Consider the following 18530-nt stretch of genomic DNA (forward strand, 5'->3'; position numbering starts at 1 on the left):
TGGATTCCTCGGGCTAGGACGAAGTCTGTTGCGGCTGTTGCTGGGATTGCTGGCCAGCAATGGCCGCCGGGTCGCCCAGCACGATCCCCTTTTCCTTGGCCAGCTTTTCCTCGGCCGCCAGGGCGTCGAATACCTCGTCTAGGTCGCGGCCCTGGGCGGCGGCGATCTCGCGGCGGCTGATGACCCGTAGGCCCACGCCCTTGGCGTAGGCGTTGATTTCCTTCTCCGGGTCCACCCAGGCCCAGCGGCGCGGGTTCCAGACCGGAGCGTTGAACTTGTCGAATTTTGCGAAGGGCAGGGTCAGCGCGCCGCCCAGCAGCGACATTTCCAGCCACGCCGCGAACACGCCGTCATGCAGATCCTCGATCAGCCATTCTTGGAGGGTCATCCACTCGTCGCGCTCCTCCAGGGTTCCAGCCCGAAGGGAGGAGAAGTTGACATTCTCCAGGTCGTTGGCCAGGCCGTTGTACGACACGCCGAGGCCGGAACAGGCCCCGCGCAGCATTGCCTTGAGGAAGTACGGCATCTCGCCGCTGGGATAGTTCGGGTTGAACTCCCGGAAATCGACGCCGGCCGGAAGGCGCTCGAAGTGACCGGCCTCCGCGTCCGAGATCATGTTGCCCAGCGAATCGGTTTCACCGGGGCCGTAGGCCGCACCCTCCTGCTCGACGAAGAACCCCATCTTGGCCGCGCCGACGCGGGCGGCCACCAGCGCCGCCTCCTCGTACCCGCCCAGCATCTGCAGGCGCATCATGGCCGAATGGCCCCAGGGAGCGGCCCTGGTCTGGCCGGAACCGGGATATTCGGGGACGTAGAGGTGCAGGATTTCGGCCGCCGGAACCCGCTCGTGGGTCTGGCCGGGGACGTAGCCAGCGTCACCCGAGCGCCCCGGATGCCGCTTGCGGATGTGATAGGCGACGGGCCGCGCCCACTTGTCCACCTCGACACCCATGCGGATGGCGCTGCCATCGTCGAACTCGCGGTTCAACTGCTCGTCCAGGTGGTCCGCCTCGATCAGTTGCAGCGCGAATCCCCAGCGGTTCGGGAAGCCCCGCACCTTGCGCACCAGGATTTCCCCATCGCGGGCGACGGCCGTGGCCACCAACTGCTGCACCGCCAGCCATGAGAAGCGACCGCACACCGTGCAATTGCCCTTCTTGGCCCACTTGGCGAATTCCGCCTCAATGGCGGCATTCGCGGCGACGTCCAGGGTGCCGTTCGGCTCCTTGGCCCGCACCTGCAGGCCGATGCCGGACGGGCCGACGACGTTCCGACGGACCATGCGCAGGAACTGGCGCATGTAGTCGTTGTCGCGGGCAAGCTGGCGCGACCTGGAGCGCATGGCCTTGAGGCCCTGGCGCAGATAGACATCCAGGGCAAGACCGGACGTGGGCCAGTCGTTGGTGAGGCGGCTGTTCTGGGCAGCGGCGAAGTTACGGCCCATGGGGCGCTTGGCGGGTTTGGCGGACGCCCTATCGCGGCCAAGCAGGCGATCAATCCAGCCCATCAGCCACGCCCTCCGAATCTGGTCAGCACCATCCGCCCGCCACGGCCAGCGGCAACGGCGGCGGCATCATCCTCCCGGCGGACCTGGGAGACGTAATAGGAGCGCAGGCGGATCAGGTCGGGCAGCGGGGTACGGTCCAGCCTCCGCCCGTCGATCTGATAGGACATCTGATCCTTGCTGGCGCGCTTCTCGATGACCGCGTCAATGGCCTCCAGCGTCCGCCGGGCATGACTGCGAGTGTCCGCCGTGGCGGTGGTCTCGAAATTGGGGAGCACCTCAACGCGGCCGGTGCCTACGCGGAAGCGGTCGGAGCCCTTGGTGACGAACGCCTCCCAGCCATAGGTGCCGGCCGTCTTGTTGGCGGTGGTGGCCGCAGCCACATCGACCAGGAAGGCATCGCCATCGGCACCCGCCGAAAAGGTGATCTTGCCCGAGGCGTTGATCAGCACGTAGGACAGGGTCCACCCGCCGCCGGCCGGATAGTCGGCCAGGTCATCGCGCCGCCACCGCCAGGTATCACCCGCAACCAGCTTGTCCGGTTCCCGAGTCGGGATCGTTGCCATCAGCCCCTCCAGCCATTCACGAATCCGCGCCGCCGTGGCGGCCCTGCCACCGGCTGGCGGGCCGCCGCAGGCTGCGGCATGGTCTTGTTTTCCGGTTCCGCCCTATCCTCGGCCTGGGCCGGAACGGCGGGCGTCATCATGGCCAGCAGGTCGCCCTGGCTCGCCCGTGGCGGCACGTTGCGCTGGGCCGCCAGCCGCGCCCAATCGTCATCGGTCATCCGCCCCACGCCGAGGTGCTCGGCCAGTGCCATGTTTCCGATTCGGCAGTCGTGGTAGTGGTTGTCGCCGCTGGCGACCCACTCCCGCACCGTCCTGCCCTTGACCTCGCGGTCCTTCAGGTGCTCGGCGGTGAGTTGCTTGAAGTACCCATCGTCGTGGAGCGCCTCGGTGAAGTGGCAGTACCCAGGCGGATCTTCCTCCGCACCGTCACGCCGCCCATCCTTGCGCAGCGCCGCGTATAGCTCGGCCTTCAATGGCCAAGTGCCGATGGGCCACAACAGAAGGCCGCGCCGCAACTTCCGGCCGCCGAAGGTGACATCCTGCTTGGACGGCGTGCCCAGCGGTGGGTGATACCACCCCGGCATGCCCTTGGTGGCCATGGCCTTCGGGCGGCGGCGCACCCACTCGTACACCGCCCCGGTGTTAAAGCCAGAGTCCACCGCCATCAGGTCAATAGTCCAGCCAACCCCGTAGGCGTCCACGTAGCGGCGCTCGTAAACCTCTTCCAGTGCCCTCCATACCGGCCCGGCCGGGTCGGCGGTCTCGCCCGGCAGAAACCCGATGTCGATGGACCAACTGGCCTTGCCCTTTCCCCAGGCGACCGTCTCGTAAAACAGGCCATTGGCCTGCACGTCGGTGAAGCAGGTCAGGATCAGACCGCCCATGGGGATGGAGCGCGGGCGGTAATCCTCGCGCCGCGCGAACAGGCGCTGCCATTCCGGGGCCTCGCCCCGTTCCTCCCATGCCTCGCCCAGCCACAGGTTGACGAAGGCTTTCAGCTTCTGCGGATCGTCCTTCGACGAGAGGAACTTCTCCGCCAGTTTGTCCCAGGTGGTGAGCAACGACGTGAGGGCGTCGATATGGAAGCTGGGATGCCTCCCAGGCCCAGGGCATGCCGCCACCCACTTGCCGGCCTGCACCATGGCGCGCTTGTGGTGGTGTTCGATCAGCGACCCGCAATGGGCGCAGGCATAGCGGGCGTTGAACGGCCATACCTTGTCGAACATCAGGTTCTTGAACACCAGGCGCTGGTACTCGCCGCAATGCGGGCACGGCACCTGGAAGTACCGCTGGTCACCAGCCTCGAACGAGGCGTCGATGCGCGACACCCCCTTGATGGTGGGCGTCGAGCACTCGAATTTCTTGTATTCCCCGGTGGTGTGAAACGCGATTTGACGCGCATCCGCCATTTCCATCGGGTCGCCCTGGCCATCCAGGTCGAAGGGCCATTCGTCGATCTCGTCGCAGAACAGGAACTTCACCGTTTTCGAGCGGAGATCGGCGCTCGAATTTGCCCCGGTCAGGATCAGCGACCCACCGGGGAACCGCTTGTTCAAGGCGGTGGACCCCTGGGCCGAGCGCGACCGCTGCTCCCGGACCTTGTTGCGCAGGCACCGGGTCGATTCGATGGTGGGCGTCAGCTTCTCGCGGTTGAAATCCTGCACCGACGAGATGGTCGGAAACACCACCATGGCCTTGGCCGGGGCGCAGGCCACGATAAACATGGTCCACACGATGCCCAACTGCGACAGGCCAGTCTGCGCCGACTTCCGCACCGACACCCGCGTGCATGGGTGATCGGGGGCGAGGCAATCCAGGATGTCGGGCAGGTATGGGGTGAGGGCGTCATCCCACTTGTGCCCGGCATGGGGACCATCGGCCACGATCAGGTTGGTCTTTGCCCACGCCACCGGGGAAACCACCGGATCGGGGGCAATGCCCATGGCCAGCGCCCCGGCGATCAGACTAAGAGTCGTCTTCCTCGCCATCGTCGTCCTGGCCCGAGAGAGTTAGGCTGTCCGCGATCATCTGCTCCAGCACGCGCACCTTGGCGCGGAGCAACTTGCGGATTTCGTTTTGGTCCACCCCCGGCATGAGCGCCGCCAGGTCATCCGCCCAGCTCGGCACCGCGTCCAGGCCCTGCCGAATCTTACGCCCCGACGCCACCATGGCGTCGAGCACCTCTTGCTTGGGCAGCCACAGGCCGATCTGGCGCTCGTATTCGAGCTTTGCCATCTTGGCCTGATACGCCTCGCGGGCGGTGCGGGCCTTGGTGAAGGACAGGCCATCGCCGCCGCCCGAAGATGCCGGCTGGGCAGCGTCAGATGGATCATCGTCGCCATCACCATCATCAGCGCGGCCAATGGACCGGGCCGGATCAGCGGCGCGCTTGAGCGCGAAATCAGCCTCGGCAGCGTCGATCTTTCCGTCCGGCTGCACCGGGATCTTGCCCAGGCGCACCAGCTTGTTGACGTACTGCTTGGTCTTGCCGATGTGGGCCGCGTATTCGACTTGGCTCATCATCATGCGGGATCACCCTGGGCATGCGGCAGCCTACGCGGCGGCCCTCCGGTGAGCGGCCACCTCGGCGAAGGTCTGCCCGGTGGATTCAAGGACCGCCCGCTGGCCGGTGAAGGATTCCCAGCGGCGGACGATCACATCGACATACTTCGGGTCCAACTCCACCAGACGGGCGGAGCGGCCACGCTTTTCGCAGGCGATCAGGGTGGAGCCGGAACCGCCGAACACATCCACCACGACCCCGCCCTTCTTGCTGCTGTTGCGCAGGGCGCGCTCGATCAGCTTGAGGGGCTTCTGGGTGGGGTGGACGTATTCGGCGGTCGCCCCCCGGCTAAAACTCCAAACGTCGGACTGGGCCTTATCGCCGAACCAGTTGCCGCGATTGCAGTAGAAGATGAACTCGTGCTGCGGCCGGTAATGGGCATTGCCCAGGCCGATGGATTTCTTGTCCCAGACGATGCAGGCCGATACGTCCAAGCCGATCTCGGCCAGTGCCGCCTCGAACTCGGCATAGGTGCGCCATGGGAAGCAGACGTACACCGCCGCCTTGGGGTGAGCGACAGCGACCGCGCTGCCCACCGAATCGCGCACCAGGGCGATCAGGTCGTCGCCGGTCTTGTCGTCGTTCATGATCATGCCGAAATCGCGGACAGTGCCGTCGTTGCCCTTGCGCCCACCGCCGTAGCTCATGCCGTAGGGCGGATCGGTCCACACCATGTCGGCAAGGTCGCCGTCCATCACCGCTTCGACGGACGCCTGCAGCGTCGAATCACCGCACAGCAGGCGGTGCCGACCGAGAACCCATAGATCGCCCAGCAGCGAGACCGGCTCGGCCTCGACCTCCGGGGCGTCCTCGCCGTCATCATCATCGGCATCATCATCGGGATCGTCTTCCGCCAGCAGGCGGTCAATCTCCTTATCCTCGAAGCCAATGACCCCGAGGTCGATGTCGAGGTCTTGCAGGTCCGCCAGTTCGAGGCGGAGCAAGTCCTCATCCCATCCCGCCTTCTCAGCCAACTTGTTGTCGGCCAGGATGTACGCCCGCTTCTCCGCCTCGGTGAGGTGGGGCAGCGGCACGACGGGAACGACCTCCAGGCCGAGCCGCTTGGCCGCCAGAACGCGGCCGTGGCCGGCAATGATCATGCCCTGCTCGTCCACCAGCACCGGGTTGTTGAACCCGAACCTGCCGATGGATGCGGCGATCTCGGAGACCTGGGATTCGGAGTGGGTGCGAGCGTTGCGCGCGTAGGGCATGAGCCGGGCCACCGGCCATTGCTCAACCCGGTCTGCACTCTTCACTTCGGCCACGGGTAAACCCTCCGGGTAAACCGGGTCAACCCGGTAAACCTCGTTTGAAAATCAATGCACTAGCGAACTCCCGCGCCCTTGCCACCCGCACTCTTCGGGGGCCGGGAAGTACCTTCGGGGGTGGGGGTGGGGTGTGGCGTCGATGCCACAGACCCCCGCCGAGTGGCAGGATTGACACACCGGCCCGATGCCCATGCGGGGCGGGAAGGGGATGCCCAGAGACGACGAAGCCCGCCGACCCATTGCTGGGTGGCGGGCTGTTCTTCGATAGGCTGGGAGAGTGTTGTCAACTTTTACCCCGGAAGTCAAGGGGCCATCCAAGGGTTGCGGTCGAAGCCCGGTCCAGTGACCATATGGTCCTCCAGATCGTCCAGCTTGGCAGCGAGGGTGGCGAGGGCGTCCCACCACTCCTCGTACATGGCGCGGGCGAAGGCGATGCTCTCCGGGTCGGGCACCAGTTCGACGCAGCAATATGCCGGGCGCTTCTGCTCCCGATCCCAGTACTCCATCTTGGGCTTGCCGTTGCTGCGCAGGATGGGGCGGTAGGCTGGCTCCTCGCCCTCCATCCAGTCGGGCCGCAGGCCGGACTTGGCGTACTCGATCACCAGCCCGACCTGCAGGGCGGGCAGCGACCGCACCGCGTCGTGGACCGCCTCGGCATCGGGGTGGAGATCGTCGGGGCACAGGCCGGGACCGGAGCAGTCGATCCGCACGCCCAGCAACCCCTGCTGCACCACGGCGTTGAGCATGCTGCCATAGCCCGAGGGCCACAGGCCGCGCACCACGCGCTTGGTCACCGCATCCGCCGCCTGGGCTTGATATGTCCAGTGCAGCAGCCGTTCGATGTCGATCACGGTTTTCATGCCCGCGCTCCATAGCCATGGCTGGCCAGCACGTCGGCGGGCACGAGGCAACCATCCTCACCGGGGCGCGGACCCCAGCCGTCCACCCAGAAGCCCTTGGATCGGAAGGACTCCACCCGCTGCACCCATGGGGTCGCGTCCAGGATGCCGTTGCCGCCTGCCTCGGCCGTTGCCGAGCCTTCCTCCGCCAGCGAGCGCATCACCCGGTCGAGGTAGGCCCACGGCCGCCCGATGCTGGTGCCGGATTCCTTGGCGGCGGTGAACACCCGCTCCACCTCGGCCAACACCCGATCCTCGGACAGCCCCAGGTCGAACCACCCACGGACCTGCCTCACCCCCTCCACGTCGGTGGAAACCAGCTTGGTCCCGATCCAACCCTGATCCTTGCCGATCAGCGTCCAGACCAACTTCCGAACCCGATCCACAGCATCGCTTGGTGCCGCCGATGGGACTTGCCGGGGGGGAGATGGGGGGGATTCCCTTCCTTTCCCTTCCTTTCCCTTCCCTTCCGGGGTCGAACGGTCCCCGATTGATCGGTGATCGTTCGGAGAGCTATCGTCGAAAGATCGACGTGAACTCTCCGCATTAACCCGCTCTTTTCCCCCGTTATTCGGCGATATAGCGTCTGGATTCGGGTACTTATAGTTTGGGCGCTCCACCTTCTGGTGCTTACTCCAGCCGGTGACCCGCAGGTATTCCGTACCGTCCGAGTCGAAGAACGCGATCAGCCGGTGGCGCACCAAATCGTCGAGCATTCCCCGAATGCTGTCCGACGTGATGTCATCATCGGCCGGAAACACCCGCATCTTGATCACCTTGGGCGCGGCCGGGTGAATGCCCGCGTCATCGCAGATATTCCAGATGCCGATGAACAGCAGCCGCGCATCTCTGGAGCATTCAACGATCTGCTCACTCGTCCAGAATTCAGGCTTAATCGTTCTGATGCGCGCCATCACAAGATCTCCCATTCTTTTGCGACCAAGCGAATGGCTGCAATGGCAGCAGCCACGTCGACTTCGTCCGCGTCGATCACCACCGCGATTTCCTGGTAGTCGATCGGCTTGTCGCGCTTGTAGAAATCTTCGATGCACCACATCACGGCTAAAATCAGGGATCTAGAAACCCCAGCCTTCTCAGCGACATCGGCCGCAAATCGTAGCCGTTTATCATCCATTGCCATCCTCCCCTGTGTCATGGTCGAGGTTTGCGAAGCGGCAATACTGGCCATGGAAGGCCAGCCGGACGGTCCCCACGGGACCATTGCGCTGCTTGGCGACGATCACCTCGCCCGTGTTCCAGACCTCCTCGCAGCGGTGCTGCCAGCGGCTGAAACGGTCATTGAACTTGTCGTCGGATTCGTCGGCGCGTCGGTGCGGCTCGGCGCGCTCCAGGTAGTACTGCTCGCGGAACACGAACATCACCACGTCGGCATCCTGCTCGATGGCCCCCGATTCGCGCAGGTCGGCCAACTGCGGGCGCTTGTCCTCGCGCTGCTCGACGCTGCGGTTCAACTGGGCCAGCAGCAGGACCGGCACCTCCAACTCCTTTGCCAGACCCTTGAGTGCCTTCGAGATGGTGGCCAGTTCGACATTGCGGTTCTCGCCGCCGTTGCCGGACACGAGGTGTAGGTGGTCGACCACCACCAGCTTGAGGCCGTTCTTGCGCTTGACCCGCCGCGCGCGGGCGCGGATCGCCGCGACGGTGAGGCCGGGCGTGTCGTCGATGATCACGGGCAGCCGGCCGAGATCCTGGCCCGCCAGGCACAGGGCCTCCATCTGCTGGGCGGTGACGCGGCCGTTGCGGATGGCGTGGAATGGAATCTCGGTGGCGGCGGCCATGGCGCGCTGGCCGAGTTCCTCCTTGGTCATTTCCAGGGAGAAGATCATCACCATGCCGCCGCCGGCCTCGGTGGCGAGCGCCGAGGCGTTGCGGGCGATGTTCTCGCCCAGCACGCTCTTGCCCATGCTCGGGCGTCCTCCCAGCAGGTACAGGCAGCCGGGCTGCAGGCCCGAGATCAGCTTGTCCAGGCGGTCGAACCCGGAAGGCAGGCCGAGCAGCGACCGCTCGCCCTTGTAAACGGCCTCCACCGTGCTCACCACGCGCGGCAGGATGGTGGACACCGACTCGGGCTTGCCGCCGAGCGAGGCGTCGGCTGCCAGATCGGTGAGGCTGCCCTCCAACTGCTCGACGATGGCCTTGGCCGGAACTTCCCAGCGCGGGTCGTAGGCTTCTCCCATGGCGGACATGCACGCCTCGATGATGGCGCGGCGGTCGGCCATGTCGCGCACCAGCTTGGCGTAATCGTCGGCATTGATGGTGCTGATCACGCTATTGGCCAACTGGGCGAGGTAGACGGTGCCGCCGATGTCGGCCAACCCCGAATCACGCTCGAAGTAGGACTTGAGCGTGACCGGGTTCGGCTTCTGGCCCTGATCGGACAGGTCGCGGATGGCGGCATAGATGCGGCCGTGGGCGGGGTCGGCGAAGTGCTCGGGCGCGACGATCTCCGCCACCTTGTCCAGCACGGCCGAATTCAGCAGCAGCGCGCCGAGCAGGGCCTGCTCCGCCTCATAATTATGGGGCGGTGTCCGCAGTGCGGTGTCGGCCGGCGACCACGACGCCTGATGGGTCATTGCCGCCTCGCCTCATAGAAGTAGGCGAACCCGCCATCGGGCAGGCGCTGCTGGTACAGCACCCCGGCCCCGCTGCGGGCCAGCGACCAGGCGGTATCGGCCAACTCGCCGATGGACTCGGCCAGAGGGCCGTTGATCTCGCGGTCACGGGCGAGGTGGCCCATGTGATAGACCACCATCTCCCCCGGCCGCAGATGGCGGAGTTGCCGGGCCAAGGTGCGCTTGTCCCGCGCGGTGCGGATATCTGATTCGGGCGTCGTCGTCATAGCAGAGTCCCCTGTGTGGGCTTCTTCGGTTTGGGTGGAGGGGGCGGCGCGGACGTGGCCGCCGGGTCACCGGAAAGCGGCCGAGCCGCCGCCGGGTGTTGGTGTTTGCCGTAGGATTCGGGGAGGTGCGCGCGGCACCACCATTTCCCCTCGCGGCCCTGGCGCAGGCTCACGCCCTCGCCGAACGATCCCCAGTCCCGGCATCCGGGATGGCAGCAGAGGTGGACGAACGGGCCGCTCACAGGCCACCCCCGGAAGCGTTCAAACGCTTCGCGTCAAACGTGGCGGGAGGCGTATCGGCGGAGGTGCCCGTTACCACGGCACCATCCCCGCCATTTCGGGGGCCGTAGAGCCTGTTTCCCAGGTTGATCAGAAACTGCCGCTCGAAGGCATCCAGGCGGCCGTCGTCGACCGACACGGCCAGCACGCCGACCTCATGCCATCCGTCGCGCTTCACCTTATCGGGATCGCGGCGGGCGGTGAGGACACGGTCGAGGGAGGTGCGGACGTGGGTCATGCCGCCGCCCTCCCAAGATAGGCGAGGGCCGCCCGGCCGATGAATTCCCCATAAGCCGGCGGGATGGCCTCGGCCATCTCGGCGTTGGTCATCCAGTCGATACCCATGGCTGCCTGCCATGCAGCCTTATCGCCGTTCTGCCAACCGTCACGCATGGAGCGGCCCCCGCTGCTTCCTGCAACGGTCACCGAACCGGGCCGAGTCTTCGGACCAAACGCCTTTCCCGGCTTCGGGGCGAGCACCAGGAAGTTGGTCTCGAAGTGCCGCTTCCTGTACGTGTTGAGGCCGAACAGATCGCCGGTGAGGATCAGCGTGGGGCGCACGGGAGAACGAGGCACATTCTCTATGCAGTATGCCCCCCCCCAGGCGCGCAATTTGTCCCGCATGGGCGTCACAAGGTCGGGGTGGTCATCGCACGTCCCATGCTGCTGGGCATGGGGTGTCCACCGCTGGCACGGAGGAGAGGCCCAGGCAAAGTCGAACCCGGCAAGGTCCGCTTCTTGGGCGTCACCAAGGATGAAGGTGAAGGGGTAACGGGGCTGCGGCCGAATATCGACGCCCACCACATCGAACCCAGCCCGATGCAGCCCCATGCTGGCACCGCCCGCGCAGCAGCACAGGTCTATGGCGCGCGGGCGCGTCATTGATTCCCACCCAAAGAAGTGCCGGGCGCAGGGTGTTCGCCCCGGCCCGGCGAGGTGAGGGAGGAAACGCCCGTGGGCGCAGCACCGATATTGTCCCCAGCGGGGGCCGCCTCGGCGCAGGGCGGCATGGGCAGGGCGAGCACCGCCCCGGCAAGGTAGACGATGGCCCCCAGCAACTCGGCGCGGGCGCGGTGCGGCTGGCCCTCGGCCACCATGCGGGCGGCCTCCTGCGCCTTCTTGCAGGCTTGGCCCAGGGGGAACCCGATGCCCACCATGTTGGTGATCGCCATCATGGGCTGGGCCTCGAACGGCTCGCCGCTGGCGTGCCGCTCCTTGCCCTTGCCGTGGGCGGCCTGGGCATAGGCTTGGGCCAGTACCTCCTGCAGGGATTCGTAGCCGGGGGCGATCATCGGCCGCTCCCCATGGCATCGGCATCAATGGCCGCTTCCAGCTCGTCGATCTCACGGCGCAGGTCGCGCATGGCGGCGCGCACGTCGCGGTATTCGTTGGCGGTGATCGAACGGCCACCTTCCGAGTGGGCCGCCGTCACCCGCCGGATGGTGGCCACCAGGCGGCCGACCGCCTCGGGCACGTCGAGCGTTTCATCCAGCACATCGCCGAATTCCGTGGGGCCTTCGCCGCACAACCGTTTCAGGGCATGCAGGTAGGCGGCCAGGAACGGCGCGCGGCCCTTGAATCGGCGGGCGAACTCGGCATCCATCTGCACCGCTTGGTGCAGGGTGGGCCGCCCCTCCTTATCGGGATCGGTCCAGGCCCGCACCGCCCCCTCGGATCGGTCCATAAGGCGGGCGCACTCGGGCACACCCAATCCGACCGCCACTTCCATGGCGGCATCCTCGAAACTTTCCGGCGAGCGCGGCTTGGTCACGACGCTTTCCCCTTGTGATTGTAGTCGCTGTCCCGCGCAACCTCGGCCATCGTCGCGCGACAACTTTCGTAGGGACGCAACCCATGGCTAAGAGCGGGAAAACGATGGAGGAACTGGCGGAAGCCCTGCGGGCCACGCTCCGCCGCATGCCGGACGGTCCGAACGCGGCCATCATCCGGCGACAGCTTGAGCGGTACGACAGGGCGCTGGAGGAGGGCCGGCGGATCAAGGAGGAGCCGGCCGACCATCACGCCACCTCCGCGTCGGGGAGAAAGTCGCTGGGCGTAACCTGCCCTCCGGTCTCCCGGTGGATGCGGATCATGGTGGTCCAGTCTGGACGATCCAGCCCTCGGACAATGCGGCTTACGGACGCCTCACTCCGCCCGATCAGCGTGGCGAATTGGCGTTGCGACGTATGCGTCTCACGAAGGTATGTGGCGAGTTTCATGACGCCATATATTACGTGAGGCTCAAATTTGCGCAATAGGAAAGGCGCGGAATATTTACTCTGGTGCGATGGCGTGACCCCGCGCCCTGTGCAAGGATACCCGGCATGACCAAGCATTATGTGAAACAGTGGCGCAAGGCGCGGGGGATGACCCAGGAAGATCTGGCCGACGCCATCGACCGGGCCGTTGCCACCGTGTCCCGAATCGAGGGCGGGCATATCGGCCTCACCCAGGACACTACCGAGGCTATTTCGCGCGCCTTCGGAATCGATCCAGGTGCGCTTTACGCGCCGCCGCCGGAAGGCACCAGGCCGCTACGCCAGGACGAATTGGGGCAGGTCGGGCGGGTCTCCATCCGCAAGCCGAAGCCGGGGGTGCAGATCATCGACCCGGCCGCCGGATCGGGAGCGTTCCTGATGGACGCGTTACGCCGGACCCGCGCAGAGGGCTTGGTGACGGATGGTTTGGTCGGCGAGCAGCGCGACCTCCCGATCTATGCCGCCGCCCAGGGCGGATCGACCGGAATGACCATCGACTTCGAGCATCCTATGGAGTGGGTGAAGCGCCCCGAGCCGCTGTTCGGTGTGAAGGGGGGATTCGGCATGTACGTGATTGGAGAGTCCATGGAGCCGGCCTATCGCCAGGGCGACATGATCCTGGTTCATCCCAGCCGCCCGGCTAACCGAGGCGACGACGTGCTGGTGGTTAAGGCGGACGGCAATGGCAAGCACGACGCCCTGGTGAAGACCTTGATCACCGCCGACTCCGAGCGGGTGAAGCTCAAGCAGTACAATCCGGCCGAGGAATTCGACATTCCCCGCGCCGAAGTATTCGGTATCTATCTCATCGTCGGGAAATACAACCGACGATGATGCGGCGCGACATGACCCCCGAATAAACCAGACGGGCCACGCTTAGACATAAATTTGCGTTATCCGCAAAATTTGAGTGGAACGCAAATTTGCGCGACGGTATATGTTGGGCATCCACAGCGATGGAGGCCCCAATGCCCCGCACCACCACCCCCGGACCCTGGAAAATCACCGAGCCGGACAACGGCATTTACGACAACACCGACGACGAGATCGCCAACGTCACCGCAATTGGCCCTTACGGCACCATCACGTTGGCCGAGGAAATCGACATTGCCGACGCCCGCCTGATAGCCGCCGCACCTGATTTGCTGGCCGCTCTGGAGCGCGTTGCCAGGAAGATCGATAAGGCGAGCGGAAGCCCGAAATTTACCGCCGACGAACACGAAAAACTGGCCACCCTCATCGCAAAGGCTCGCGGGGAGGGTAACTGATATGGCCCGCCGCAAGCACCCCTTCCACTGGGACACCTACAGCAAGCTGTACGACGCCCTGCAGGCCATCGCCGAAAGCGATGACCCGCGCATGTACCGCGACGTGCAGCGCGCGGTGGACGCCGCCCGCGCCCAACTGGCCGAGGCGTGGAACCTCCAGTGCCAGCTTGAGCGGGCCGATGGGGAGCGCGGCTGATGGATACCCGCGCCATCCTCGACCACGCCGACTTTGCCCGCCAGCTTCCGCCCGCCGCGTCCATCATCGCGGCGCGGTGGACCGGGGTGCTCGCCAAGGAATCCGGCTGGACCACCGATGATCCGAACCCCTTCGACCGCAAGGACGAAGGCCACCTCGCCGCCGCCTTCGCTGAGGGCCGCGACGGAGGACGCAGCACTACCGTGCTGCCGCGCAACCGCCTGCAGGCGGTCCCCAACGCCCACGACCATGCTCCCCGCTGGCTGCCGCGCAACGGCACCACCCATGCGGATCGGAGCGCCCTCGCGGACGCTTAACCACAGGAGAGTGCAGTGCCCAACGACACCGATTACCAGCCGGATGCCGGGCCGGAAGAGCCCCGGAGTTTCAGCACCTTCATTGCCATGCTGGAGGACGGCAAGCTCAACGCCGATCTCTCCGAAGCACTCCGCGACCTCAATGCCGCGATGAATGACCACGTCATCGCCTTCGGCGGGAAGCCGAAGGGGAAGATGGTCATCAGCATCGATTTCACCTTGGAAAAGGGCGTTTTCGACATCGTGGCCGATTTCAAGGTCGCCGAACCGAAGGTCAAGCGCGACCGCTCCATCGCGTGGTCGACGCCGGGCAACAACTTCAGCCCCGAAAATCCCCGCCAGATGCAGTTGTTCGGCCGCGTCCGTGACGTGACCGGCGACCGCGAAGTGCGGTCTGTCTGACCCCAACCACAAGGAATCGCACATGAATCAGGATATCGCCGTGGTCACCACCGACCCCGCGTCCATCGCGCGGATCGTCCACGACCACATCAAGCCCGAGATCGTCACCATCAAGGGGCAGGACGGCCAGGTCGAAACCCAGGTTCTGGTGCTGCCGAAGGGCCTGCAGGCCCACAGCACCAAGCCGTTCCTCGACGAGTTCCGCACCTCCCCCGAGCGCCGCCAGGGAACCGCCACTCTGCGCGACCTGCAAAGCCTCATCGGCCACGTCAACCGCTTCAAGGATGCGGATTCGGTCCTGTATGCCATGAACGACATGGAGCGCCCCAGCCTGCAGGGCGTGCTGGACTATCACCGGCAGGGCGCGGAAGGGCAGCCCCGCTTCGGCAAGCACCGGGCGGTCTATAACTTCCCCCTCTCCAACGAATGGCGGGCCTGGAAGGACAAGAACTGCACGGCCATGAGCCAGCAGGAATTCGCCGAGTTCCTGGAGGACCGGATCACCGACGTCATCGCCCCGCCCGACATGGTCGGTGCGCCGCTGGACCGCGACGACCCCATGGTCCACCTCGCCTCCATGCTTGGCGGGTCGTTCGCCAGCCCGACGAAGCTGATGGAACTCTCGCGTGGACTCTCGGTGCGCGCCAACGAGCAGGTCCGCCAGGCCACCAATCTTTCCTCGGGCGAGGTCTCGCTGCAGTTCACCAGCGAGCACCAGGACGAGGCCGGACAGCCGTTGAAGGTTCCCAACCTCTTCCTGATCGCCATCCCCGTGTTCCTTTCGGGCGCGCTCTACCGGGTGGCCGTGCGGCTCCGCTACCGGCTCCGGGCCGGGGCGATTTCGTGGTTCTACGAACTGCACCGCACCGACCTCGTCTTCGACCACGCCTTCACCGAGGCGTGTAACAAGGCGCGGGAGGAGACGGACCTCCCCCTGTTCGTCGGCAGCCCCGAGCAGTGACGACATGCCGGGCCGCCACGCGGCGGCCCGGTACTTCCCAAGGAGGGCACGATGCGTCGCCGCAACCCGCTCCGCCTGCTGACCCCGTTCGGATGGACCGTGCTGGCCTGGGCCAGCGGAATGGCCATCACCGCCGCCACCCTGATAGCGAGCCTGCCATGACTTCACATCCCTGGATTCAGACCGCCCAGGGCCGCGCGTTCCCGCTGTTGGGGGCCACGGCCTCCGACGTGGACTGGCTCGACGTGGCCGAGTCCCTGGCCAAGATTTGCCGGTTCAACGGCCACACGACCCACTTCTACAGCGTGGCCCAGCATTGCGTGCTGGTGGCCGACATGCTGGAGCCGGACCTGCGCCTGCACGGCCTGCTCCATGATGCCCACGAGGCGTATATCGGCGACCACACCACGCCCTTGAAGAGCGCGCTCAAGACCCTGGGCGCGGGCGATGCCATGGACGCGCTGGAGATGGCGGTGGATACCGCCATCCACGCCGCCGCCGGCCTCGAATACCCGCAGCCCACCTACATCCGCGCCCAGGTCAAGCTGGCCGACCTCACCGCCCTGTCCACCGAGCGGCGCGACCTGCTGCGCACCGGCCCCGAGTGGGGCGGGCAGTTGCCCGCGCCCCTTCCGACCACCATCAAGCCATGGCCCTGGACCAAGGCGATGGAGGCATGGCTTGACCGCCTCGGCCGCTGGTGCCCGAACGCCAACCGGAGGAGCGCGTGTCCATGAAGAAGCGTAACCACGCAGAATTGGACCGCGATCTGCTGAACGGTCCCCTTACCGAACGCGAAGCCATGATTGCCGATGCCGCAACGCGCCTTGCGTTTGATCGCGCTGGCGACTGGCTTTCCGACAAGCAGGCGAAGGCCGAAGCATATCCGGGCGCGAATTTCGCGCACATGAAGGGCATGGCCGCCGCCTACCAGAATGCGGCCCAGGAAATCTATGGCTGGGCCATCCAGCATCAGCCCGAAGAGCGGAGCGCATAAGCCATGGCCGGAAGCGTGAACAAGGTGATCCTGGTCGGCAACCTCGGGCGCGACCCCGAGGTCCGCACCAGCCAGGACGGCAGCAAGATCGTGAACCTCTCGCTGGCGACCTCGGAGACCTGGAAGGACCGGGCCTCGGGCGAGCGCCGCGAAAAGACCGAATGGCACCGGGTGGTGATCTTCAATCCCCACCACGCCGAAGTGGCAGAGCGGTTCTTGCGCAAGGGCAGCAGCGTCTACGTCGAGGGCGCGCTGCAGACCCGCAAGTGGACCGACCAGCAGGGTGTCGAACGCTACTCGACCGAGGTGGTGCTGGGCCGCTTCAAGGGCGAGTTGACCCTGCTCGGATCGGCGGGCGGTGGCCAGCCGCCGAGCGAGGACGATTACGGCCGCACCAGCACCCGCACCGGCTACGGCAATGGTGGCGGCGGCGGCACCGGCAGCGGCTGGAATCCGCCGGACCTCGACGACGAGATCCCGTTCGCCACCGCCGACGATCACCTCGACCGGCTGATCAACGCCAAGGGGAGATAGGCCATGCTCGCCGCCGCGTCAGACACCCCGTCAAACGCTTCTCCCGCTCCCCGGAACCAGCCGCAACTGCAGCACTGCCGGGAATGCGGCCACCCGTTCTATGCCGCCCGCAAGGACCAGGAATTCTGCCGGCCGAAATGCCGCCAGGACTGGCACAAGCGCCGGTACGAGCGCGGGGCCGCCCTCTACGACTTCGCCATGGAATGGCGCGGCAAGCGCCTCAAGGGCGGCTTCACCAGGCTGTGCCAGATGATCGACGAATGGCTCCGCGACGAGCGCGAGCGCAAGGTCCGCAACAAGGCCATGCGGAACGGAGGGAAGCATGACTGACCCTCGGCTGATACCGCTCTCATCATGGGCGGAACGCGAGTACGGCGAGGCCCGCCCCCACGCCAACACCTTGTATTCCTGGGTGCGCGATGGAAAAATCTTTCCGCCGCCCGAGAAGCACGGCCGAACCTACTTCGTCAGGGCGGACGCGGTGTACAGCCCGTGTGGGCGACCCACGCCATCCCTGGTCGAGAGGATCAATGCCGCCCGGAAGGCGTCGTAGCATGGCCCGGCGCGATTGGCCCGCCAACGTGAAGTGTCGGCGGGGCGGTTATTATTCATGGGTGGACCCGACCACCGGCAAGGAATACGGCATCGGGCGGGACAAGCGCGCAGCCTTCGCCCAGGCCGTCCAGGCCAATCTCCACGTCCTCGGCCTGCGCGAGAAGCGCAGCTTGATCGACCGCATTACCGGGGCCGGCGACACCACCTTCACCAAGTTGGCCGATCTGGTGCGCGCCGATATCGACAAGCGGCTGGAGCGCAAGAAGATCGCCAAGTCCTCGGCCGATTCCTTCCGCCAGCGCCTCCGCACAATTGAGGGGCAATGGTCGGACAAGAAGGTCGAGCACATCACCACCAAGGATGTCGCCGATTTCATCCGCAGCTATGAGGATGCCGGCAAGGAACGGATGGCCCAGGCCATGCGCTCGTTCCTGCTGTCGGTGTTCAACGAAGCCATCGCCGCTGGCTGGATCAGCACCAACCCCGTCGCCGTGACCAAGGCGGTCACGGTCGAGGTGGAACGCTCGCGCCTGACCCTCGAAGACTTCCTCAAGATCCACGCCTATGCCCTGGAGCACATGCCGGCTCGGGTGGCGCGCTCGATGGAGTTGGCGCTGATCAGCGGCCAGCGGCGCGAGGACTTGCGTGGACTGGGGCCGCGCGATGTCCATGACGGCCGGCTGTGGGTCATCCAGGGCAAGGGCGGGAATCGGGTGTCCATACCGCTCGACATCCGCCTGCAGGCGGTGAATTGGTCTCTGTCCGATGTGATTGGCCGCTGCCGCGACAACGTGCTCTCGCGGTACTTCCTTCACCACAGCGCCATAGCAGGCAGGGCCAAGCCGGGCGACCCGATCCGGGTCCAGACGATCTCGGGGGAATTCGCCGAGGCCCGCGATAAGGCCGGGGTCACCGGCTCCGATGGCAAGACCCCGCCGACCTTCCATGAGATCCGATCACTGGCCGCCAGGCTGTGGACGGACGAGCGCGGTGAAGCTTTCGCTAAGGCGCTCCTCGGCCATAAGTCTGCCGAGATGGCCGCCCTTTACCGCGACAAACGTGGAGATGACTGGATCAGCGTTCCGACACAGCAATAAGAACGA

26 protein-coding genes are annotated in these 18530 nt (G+C 65.9%); 12 read left to right on the forward strand and 14 right to left on the reverse strand.

Annotation, left to right across the window (positions count from 1 at the left end; genetic code table 11):
- Positions 1-13: 13 nt before the first annotated feature.
- The 14 genes from XM1_RS12110 to XM1_RS12175 all read right to left on the reverse strand — a co-directional run bounded on the left by XM1_RS12110 (position 14) and on the right by XM1_RS12175 (position 11710).
- Entirely contained in the window at positions 14-1507 is a 1494-nt protein-coding gene (locus tag XM1_RS12110) for a phage portal protein (RefSeq protein WP_068433750.1), read from the reverse strand.
- Positions 1507-2070: a hypothetical protein gene (locus XM1_RS12115; RefSeq protein ID WP_068433751.1), complete on the reverse strand. Its 564-nt coding sequence runs from the start codon at positions 2068-2070 to the stop codon at positions 1507-1509. Before XM1_RS12115 ends, XM1_RS12110 begins: the two co-directional genes overlap by 1 nt.
- Entirely contained in the window at positions 2070-4058 is a 1989-nt protein-coding gene (locus XM1_RS12120; RefSeq protein WP_082700484.1) for a phage terminase large subunit family protein, read from the reverse strand. The genes XM1_RS12115 and XM1_RS12120 overlap by 1 nt, the downstream gene beginning before the upstream one ends.
- The gene (locus XM1_RS12125; RefSeq protein ID WP_068433753.1) at positions 4036-4596 is read right to left on the reverse strand and encodes a hypothetical protein; all 561 of its coding nucleotides are present in this window, start codon (positions 4594-4596) and stop codon (positions 4036-4038) included. The genes XM1_RS12120 and XM1_RS12125 overlap by 23 nt, the downstream gene beginning before the upstream one ends.
- 27 nt (positions 4597-4623) lie before the next feature.
- Complete coding sequence (locus XM1_RS12130) at positions 4624-5898, reverse strand: site-specific DNA-methyltransferase (RefSeq protein ID WP_197603074.1); 1275 nt, start codon at positions 5896-5898, stop codon at positions 4624-4626.
- 305 nt (positions 5899-6203) lie between these two features.
- Positions 6204-6761: a hypothetical protein gene (locus XM1_RS12135; protein ID WP_068433755.1), complete on the reverse strand. Its 558-nt coding sequence runs from the start codon at positions 6759-6761 to the stop codon at positions 6204-6206.
- A complete protein-coding gene (locus tag XM1_RS12140) occupies positions 6758-7714 on the reverse strand; it encodes a hypothetical protein (protein ID WP_068433757.1) in 957 nt (318 codons plus the stop codon). Before XM1_RS12140 ends, XM1_RS12135 begins: the two co-directional genes overlap by 4 nt.
- Positions 7714-7935: a hypothetical protein gene (locus XM1_RS12145; protein WP_068433759.1), complete on the reverse strand. Its 222-nt coding sequence runs from the start codon at positions 7933-7935 to the stop codon at positions 7714-7716. The genes XM1_RS12140 and XM1_RS12145 overlap by 1 nt, the downstream gene beginning before the upstream one ends.
- Positions 7928-9394, reverse strand: a complete 1467-nt coding sequence (gene dnaB, locus XM1_RS12150) for a replicative DNA helicase (RefSeq protein ID WP_068433760.1) — start codon at positions 9392-9394, stop codon at positions 7928-7930. The genes XM1_RS12145 and dnaB overlap by 8 nt, the downstream gene beginning before the upstream one ends.
- The gene (locus XM1_RS12155; protein WP_068433761.1) at positions 9391-9660 is read right to left on the reverse strand and encodes a hypothetical protein; all 270 of its coding nucleotides are present in this window, start codon (positions 9658-9660) and stop codon (positions 9391-9393) included. The genes dnaB and XM1_RS12155 overlap by 4 nt, the downstream gene beginning before the upstream one ends.
- 238 nt (positions 9661-9898) lie before the next feature.
- Positions 9899-10177, reverse strand: coding sequence for a hypothetical protein (locus tag XM1_RS25300; RefSeq protein ID WP_369815999.1), 279 nt, complete (start codon positions 10175-10177; stop codon positions 9899-9901).
- The gene (locus XM1_RS12165; protein WP_068433763.1) at positions 10174-10821 is read right to left on the reverse strand and encodes a DNA cytosine methyltransferase; all 648 of its coding nucleotides are present in this window, start codon (positions 10819-10821) and stop codon (positions 10174-10176) included. The genes XM1_RS25300 and XM1_RS12165 overlap by 4 nt, the downstream gene beginning before the upstream one ends.
- On the reverse strand, positions 10818-11231 hold the full coding sequence (locus XM1_RS12170) for a hypothetical protein (RefSeq protein ID WP_068433765.1): 414 nt from the start codon (positions 11229-11231) through the stop codon (positions 10818-10820). Before XM1_RS12170 ends, XM1_RS12165 begins: the two co-directional genes overlap by 4 nt.
- A complete protein-coding gene (locus tag XM1_RS12175) occupies positions 11228-11710 on the reverse strand; it encodes a hypothetical protein (protein WP_068433767.1) in 483 nt (160 codons plus the stop codon). Before XM1_RS12175 ends, XM1_RS12170 begins: the two co-directional genes overlap by 4 nt.
- A gap of 553 nt (positions 11711-12263) precedes the next feature.
- Here XM1_RS12175 and XM1_RS12185 point away from each other — a divergent pair.
- The 12 genes from XM1_RS12185 (at position 12264) to XM1_RS12240 (ending at position 18524) form a co-directional block, all read left to right on the forward strand.
- Positions 12264-13031: an XRE family transcriptional regulator gene (locus XM1_RS12185; RefSeq protein ID WP_068433771.1), complete on the forward strand. Its 768-nt coding sequence runs from the start codon at positions 12264-12266 to the stop codon at positions 13029-13031.
- Positions 13032-13165: 134 nt separating this feature from the next.
- Positions 13166-13465 (forward strand): hypothetical protein, encoded by a 300-nt coding sequence (locus tag XM1_RS12190; RefSeq protein WP_068433773.1) that lies wholly within the window; start codon positions 13166-13168, stop codon positions 13463-13465.
- 1 nt (position 13466) lies between these two features.
- Complete coding sequence (locus tag XM1_RS12195; protein WP_068433775.1) at positions 13467-13661, forward strand: hypothetical protein; 195 nt, start codon at positions 13467-13469, stop codon at positions 13659-13661.
- Positions 13661-13978, forward strand: a complete 318-nt coding sequence (locus XM1_RS12200; RefSeq protein WP_068433777.1) for a hypothetical protein — start codon at positions 13661-13663, stop codon at positions 13976-13978. The genes XM1_RS12195 and XM1_RS12200 overlap by 1 nt, the downstream gene beginning before the upstream one ends.
- 15 nt (positions 13979-13993) lie before the next feature.
- The gene (locus XM1_RS12205) at positions 13994-14380 is read left to right on the forward strand and encodes a hypothetical protein (RefSeq protein ID WP_068433779.1); all 387 of its coding nucleotides are present in this window, start codon (positions 13994-13996) and stop codon (positions 14378-14380) included.
- A gap of 22 nt (positions 14381-14402) precedes the next feature.
- Positions 14403-15341: a DUF2303 family protein gene (locus XM1_RS12210; protein WP_068433780.1), complete on the forward strand. Its 939-nt coding sequence runs from the start codon at positions 14403-14405 to the stop codon at positions 15339-15341.
- Positions 15342-15499: 158 nt separating this feature from the next.
- A complete protein-coding gene (locus XM1_RS12215) occupies positions 15500-16078 on the forward strand; it encodes a hypothetical protein (RefSeq protein WP_068433781.1) in 579 nt (192 codons plus the stop codon).
- Positions 16075-16338: a hypothetical protein gene (locus XM1_RS12220; protein ID WP_068433782.1), complete on the forward strand. Its 264-nt coding sequence runs from the start codon at positions 16075-16077 to the stop codon at positions 16336-16338. The genes XM1_RS12215 and XM1_RS12220 overlap by 4 nt, the downstream gene beginning before the upstream one ends.
- Positions 16339-16341: 3 nt before the next feature.
- A complete protein-coding gene (ssb, locus tag XM1_RS12225) occupies positions 16342-16872 on the forward strand; it encodes a single-stranded DNA-binding protein (RefSeq protein ID WP_068433783.1) in 531 nt (176 codons plus the stop codon).
- A gap of 3 nt (positions 16873-16875) precedes the next feature.
- Entirely contained in the window at positions 16876-17202 is a 327-nt protein-coding gene (locus XM1_RS12230; protein ID WP_068433785.1) for a hypothetical protein, read from the forward strand.
- A complete protein-coding gene (locus XM1_RS12235; RefSeq protein WP_082700486.1) occupies positions 17195-17425 on the forward strand; it encodes an excisionase in 231 nt (76 codons plus the stop codon). Before XM1_RS12230 ends, XM1_RS12235 begins: the two co-directional genes overlap by 8 nt.
- Before the next feature lies 1 nt (position 17426).
- Positions 17427-18524: a tyrosine-type recombinase/integrase gene (locus XM1_RS12240; protein WP_068433787.1), complete on the forward strand. Its 1098-nt coding sequence runs from the start codon at positions 17427-17429 to the stop codon at positions 18522-18524.
- Positions 18525-18530: the final 6 nt, after the last annotated feature.

This window comes from Magnetospirillum sp. XM-1, assembly GCF_001511835.1.
Classification (GTDB): domain Bacteria; phylum Pseudomonadota; class Alphaproteobacteria; order Rhodospirillales; family Magnetospirillaceae; genus Phaeospirillum.

Bases quoted from the DNA above. Each gene is read 5' to 3' on its own strand.
- XM1_RS12115 (WP_068433751.1), bottom strand. From the start codon at position 2,070: ATGGCAACGATCCCGACTCGGGAACCGGACAAGCTGGTTGCGGGTGAT.
- XM1_RS12230 (WP_068433785.1), top strand. From the start codon at position 16,876: ATGCTCGCCGCCGCGTCAGACACCCCGTCAAACGCTTCTCCCGCTCCC.
- XM1_RS12120 (WP_082700484.1), bottom strand. From the start codon at position 4,058: ATGGCGAGGAAGACGACTCTTAGTCTGATCGCCGGGGCGCTGGCCATG.
- XM1_RS12185 (WP_068433771.1), top strand. From the start codon at position 12,264: ATGACCAAGCATTATGTGAAACAGTGGCGCAAGGCGCGGGGGATGACC.
- ssb (WP_068433783.1), top strand. From the start codon at position 16,342: ATGGCCGGAAGCGTGAACAAGGTGATCCTGGTCGGCAACCTCGGGCGC.
- XM1_RS12155 (WP_068433761.1), bottom strand. From the start codon at position 9,660: ATGACGACGACGCCCGAATCAGATATCCGCACCGCGCGGGACAAGCGC.
- XM1_RS12165 (WP_068433763.1), bottom strand. From the start codon at position 10,821: ATGACGCGCCCGCGCGCCATAGACCTGTGCTGCTGCGCGGGCGGTGCC.
- XM1_RS12190 (WP_068433773.1), top strand. From the start codon at position 13,166: ATGCCCCGCACCACCACCCCCGGACCCTGGAAAATCACCGAGCCGGAC.
- XM1_RS12125 (WP_068433753.1), bottom strand. From the start codon at position 4,596: ATGATGATGAGCCAAGTCGAATACGCGGCCCACATCGGCAAGACCAAG.
- XM1_RS12170 (WP_068433765.1), bottom strand. From the start codon at position 11,231: ATGATCGCCCCCGGCTACGAATCCCTGCAGGAGGTACTGGCCCAAGCC.
- XM1_RS12200 (WP_068433777.1), top strand. From the start codon at position 13,661: ATGGATACCCGCGCCATCCTCGACCACGCCGACTTTGCCCGCCAGCTT.
- XM1_RS12140 (WP_068433757.1), bottom strand. From the start codon at position 7,714: ATGGCGCGCATCAGAACGATTAAGCCTGAATTCTGGACGAGTGAGCAG.
- XM1_RS12240 (WP_068433787.1), top strand. From the start codon at position 17,427: ATGGCCCGGCGCGATTGGCCCGCCAACGTGAAGTGTCGGCGGGGCGGT.
- XM1_RS12110 (WP_068433750.1), bottom strand. From the start codon at position 1,507: ATGGGCTGGATTGATCGCCTGCTTGGCCGCGATAGGGCGTCCGCCAAA.
- XM1_RS25300 (WP_369815999.1), bottom strand. From the start codon at position 10,177: ATGACCCACGTCCGCACCTCCCTCGACCGTGTCCTCACCGCCCGCCGC.
- XM1_RS12220 (WP_068433782.1), top strand. From the start codon at position 16,075: ATGAAGAAGCGTAACCACGCAGAATTGGACCGCGATCTGCTGAACGGT.
- XM1_RS12135 (WP_068433755.1), bottom strand. From the start codon at position 6,761: ATGAAAACCGTGATCGACATCGAACGGCTGCTGCACTGGACATATCAA.
- XM1_RS12210 (WP_068433780.1), top strand. From the start codon at position 14,403: ATGAATCAGGATATCGCCGTGGTCACCACCGACCCCGCGTCCATCGCG.
- XM1_RS12215 (WP_068433781.1), top strand. From the start codon at position 15,500: ATGACTTCACATCCCTGGATTCAGACCGCCCAGGGCCGCGCGTTCCCG.
- dnaB (WP_068433760.1), bottom strand. From the start codon at position 9,394: ATGACCCATCAGGCGTCGTGGTCGCCGGCCGACACCGCACTGCGGACA.
- XM1_RS12145 (WP_068433759.1), bottom strand. From the start codon at position 7,935: ATGGATGATAAACGGCTACGATTTGCGGCCGATGTCGCTGAGAAGGCT.
- XM1_RS12235 (WP_082700486.1), top strand. From the start codon at position 17,195: ATGACTGACCCTCGGCTGATACCGCTCTCATCATGGGCGGAACGCGAG.
- XM1_RS12195 (WP_068433775.1), top strand. From the start codon at position 13,467: ATGGCCCGCCGCAAGCACCCCTTCCACTGGGACACCTACAGCAAGCTG.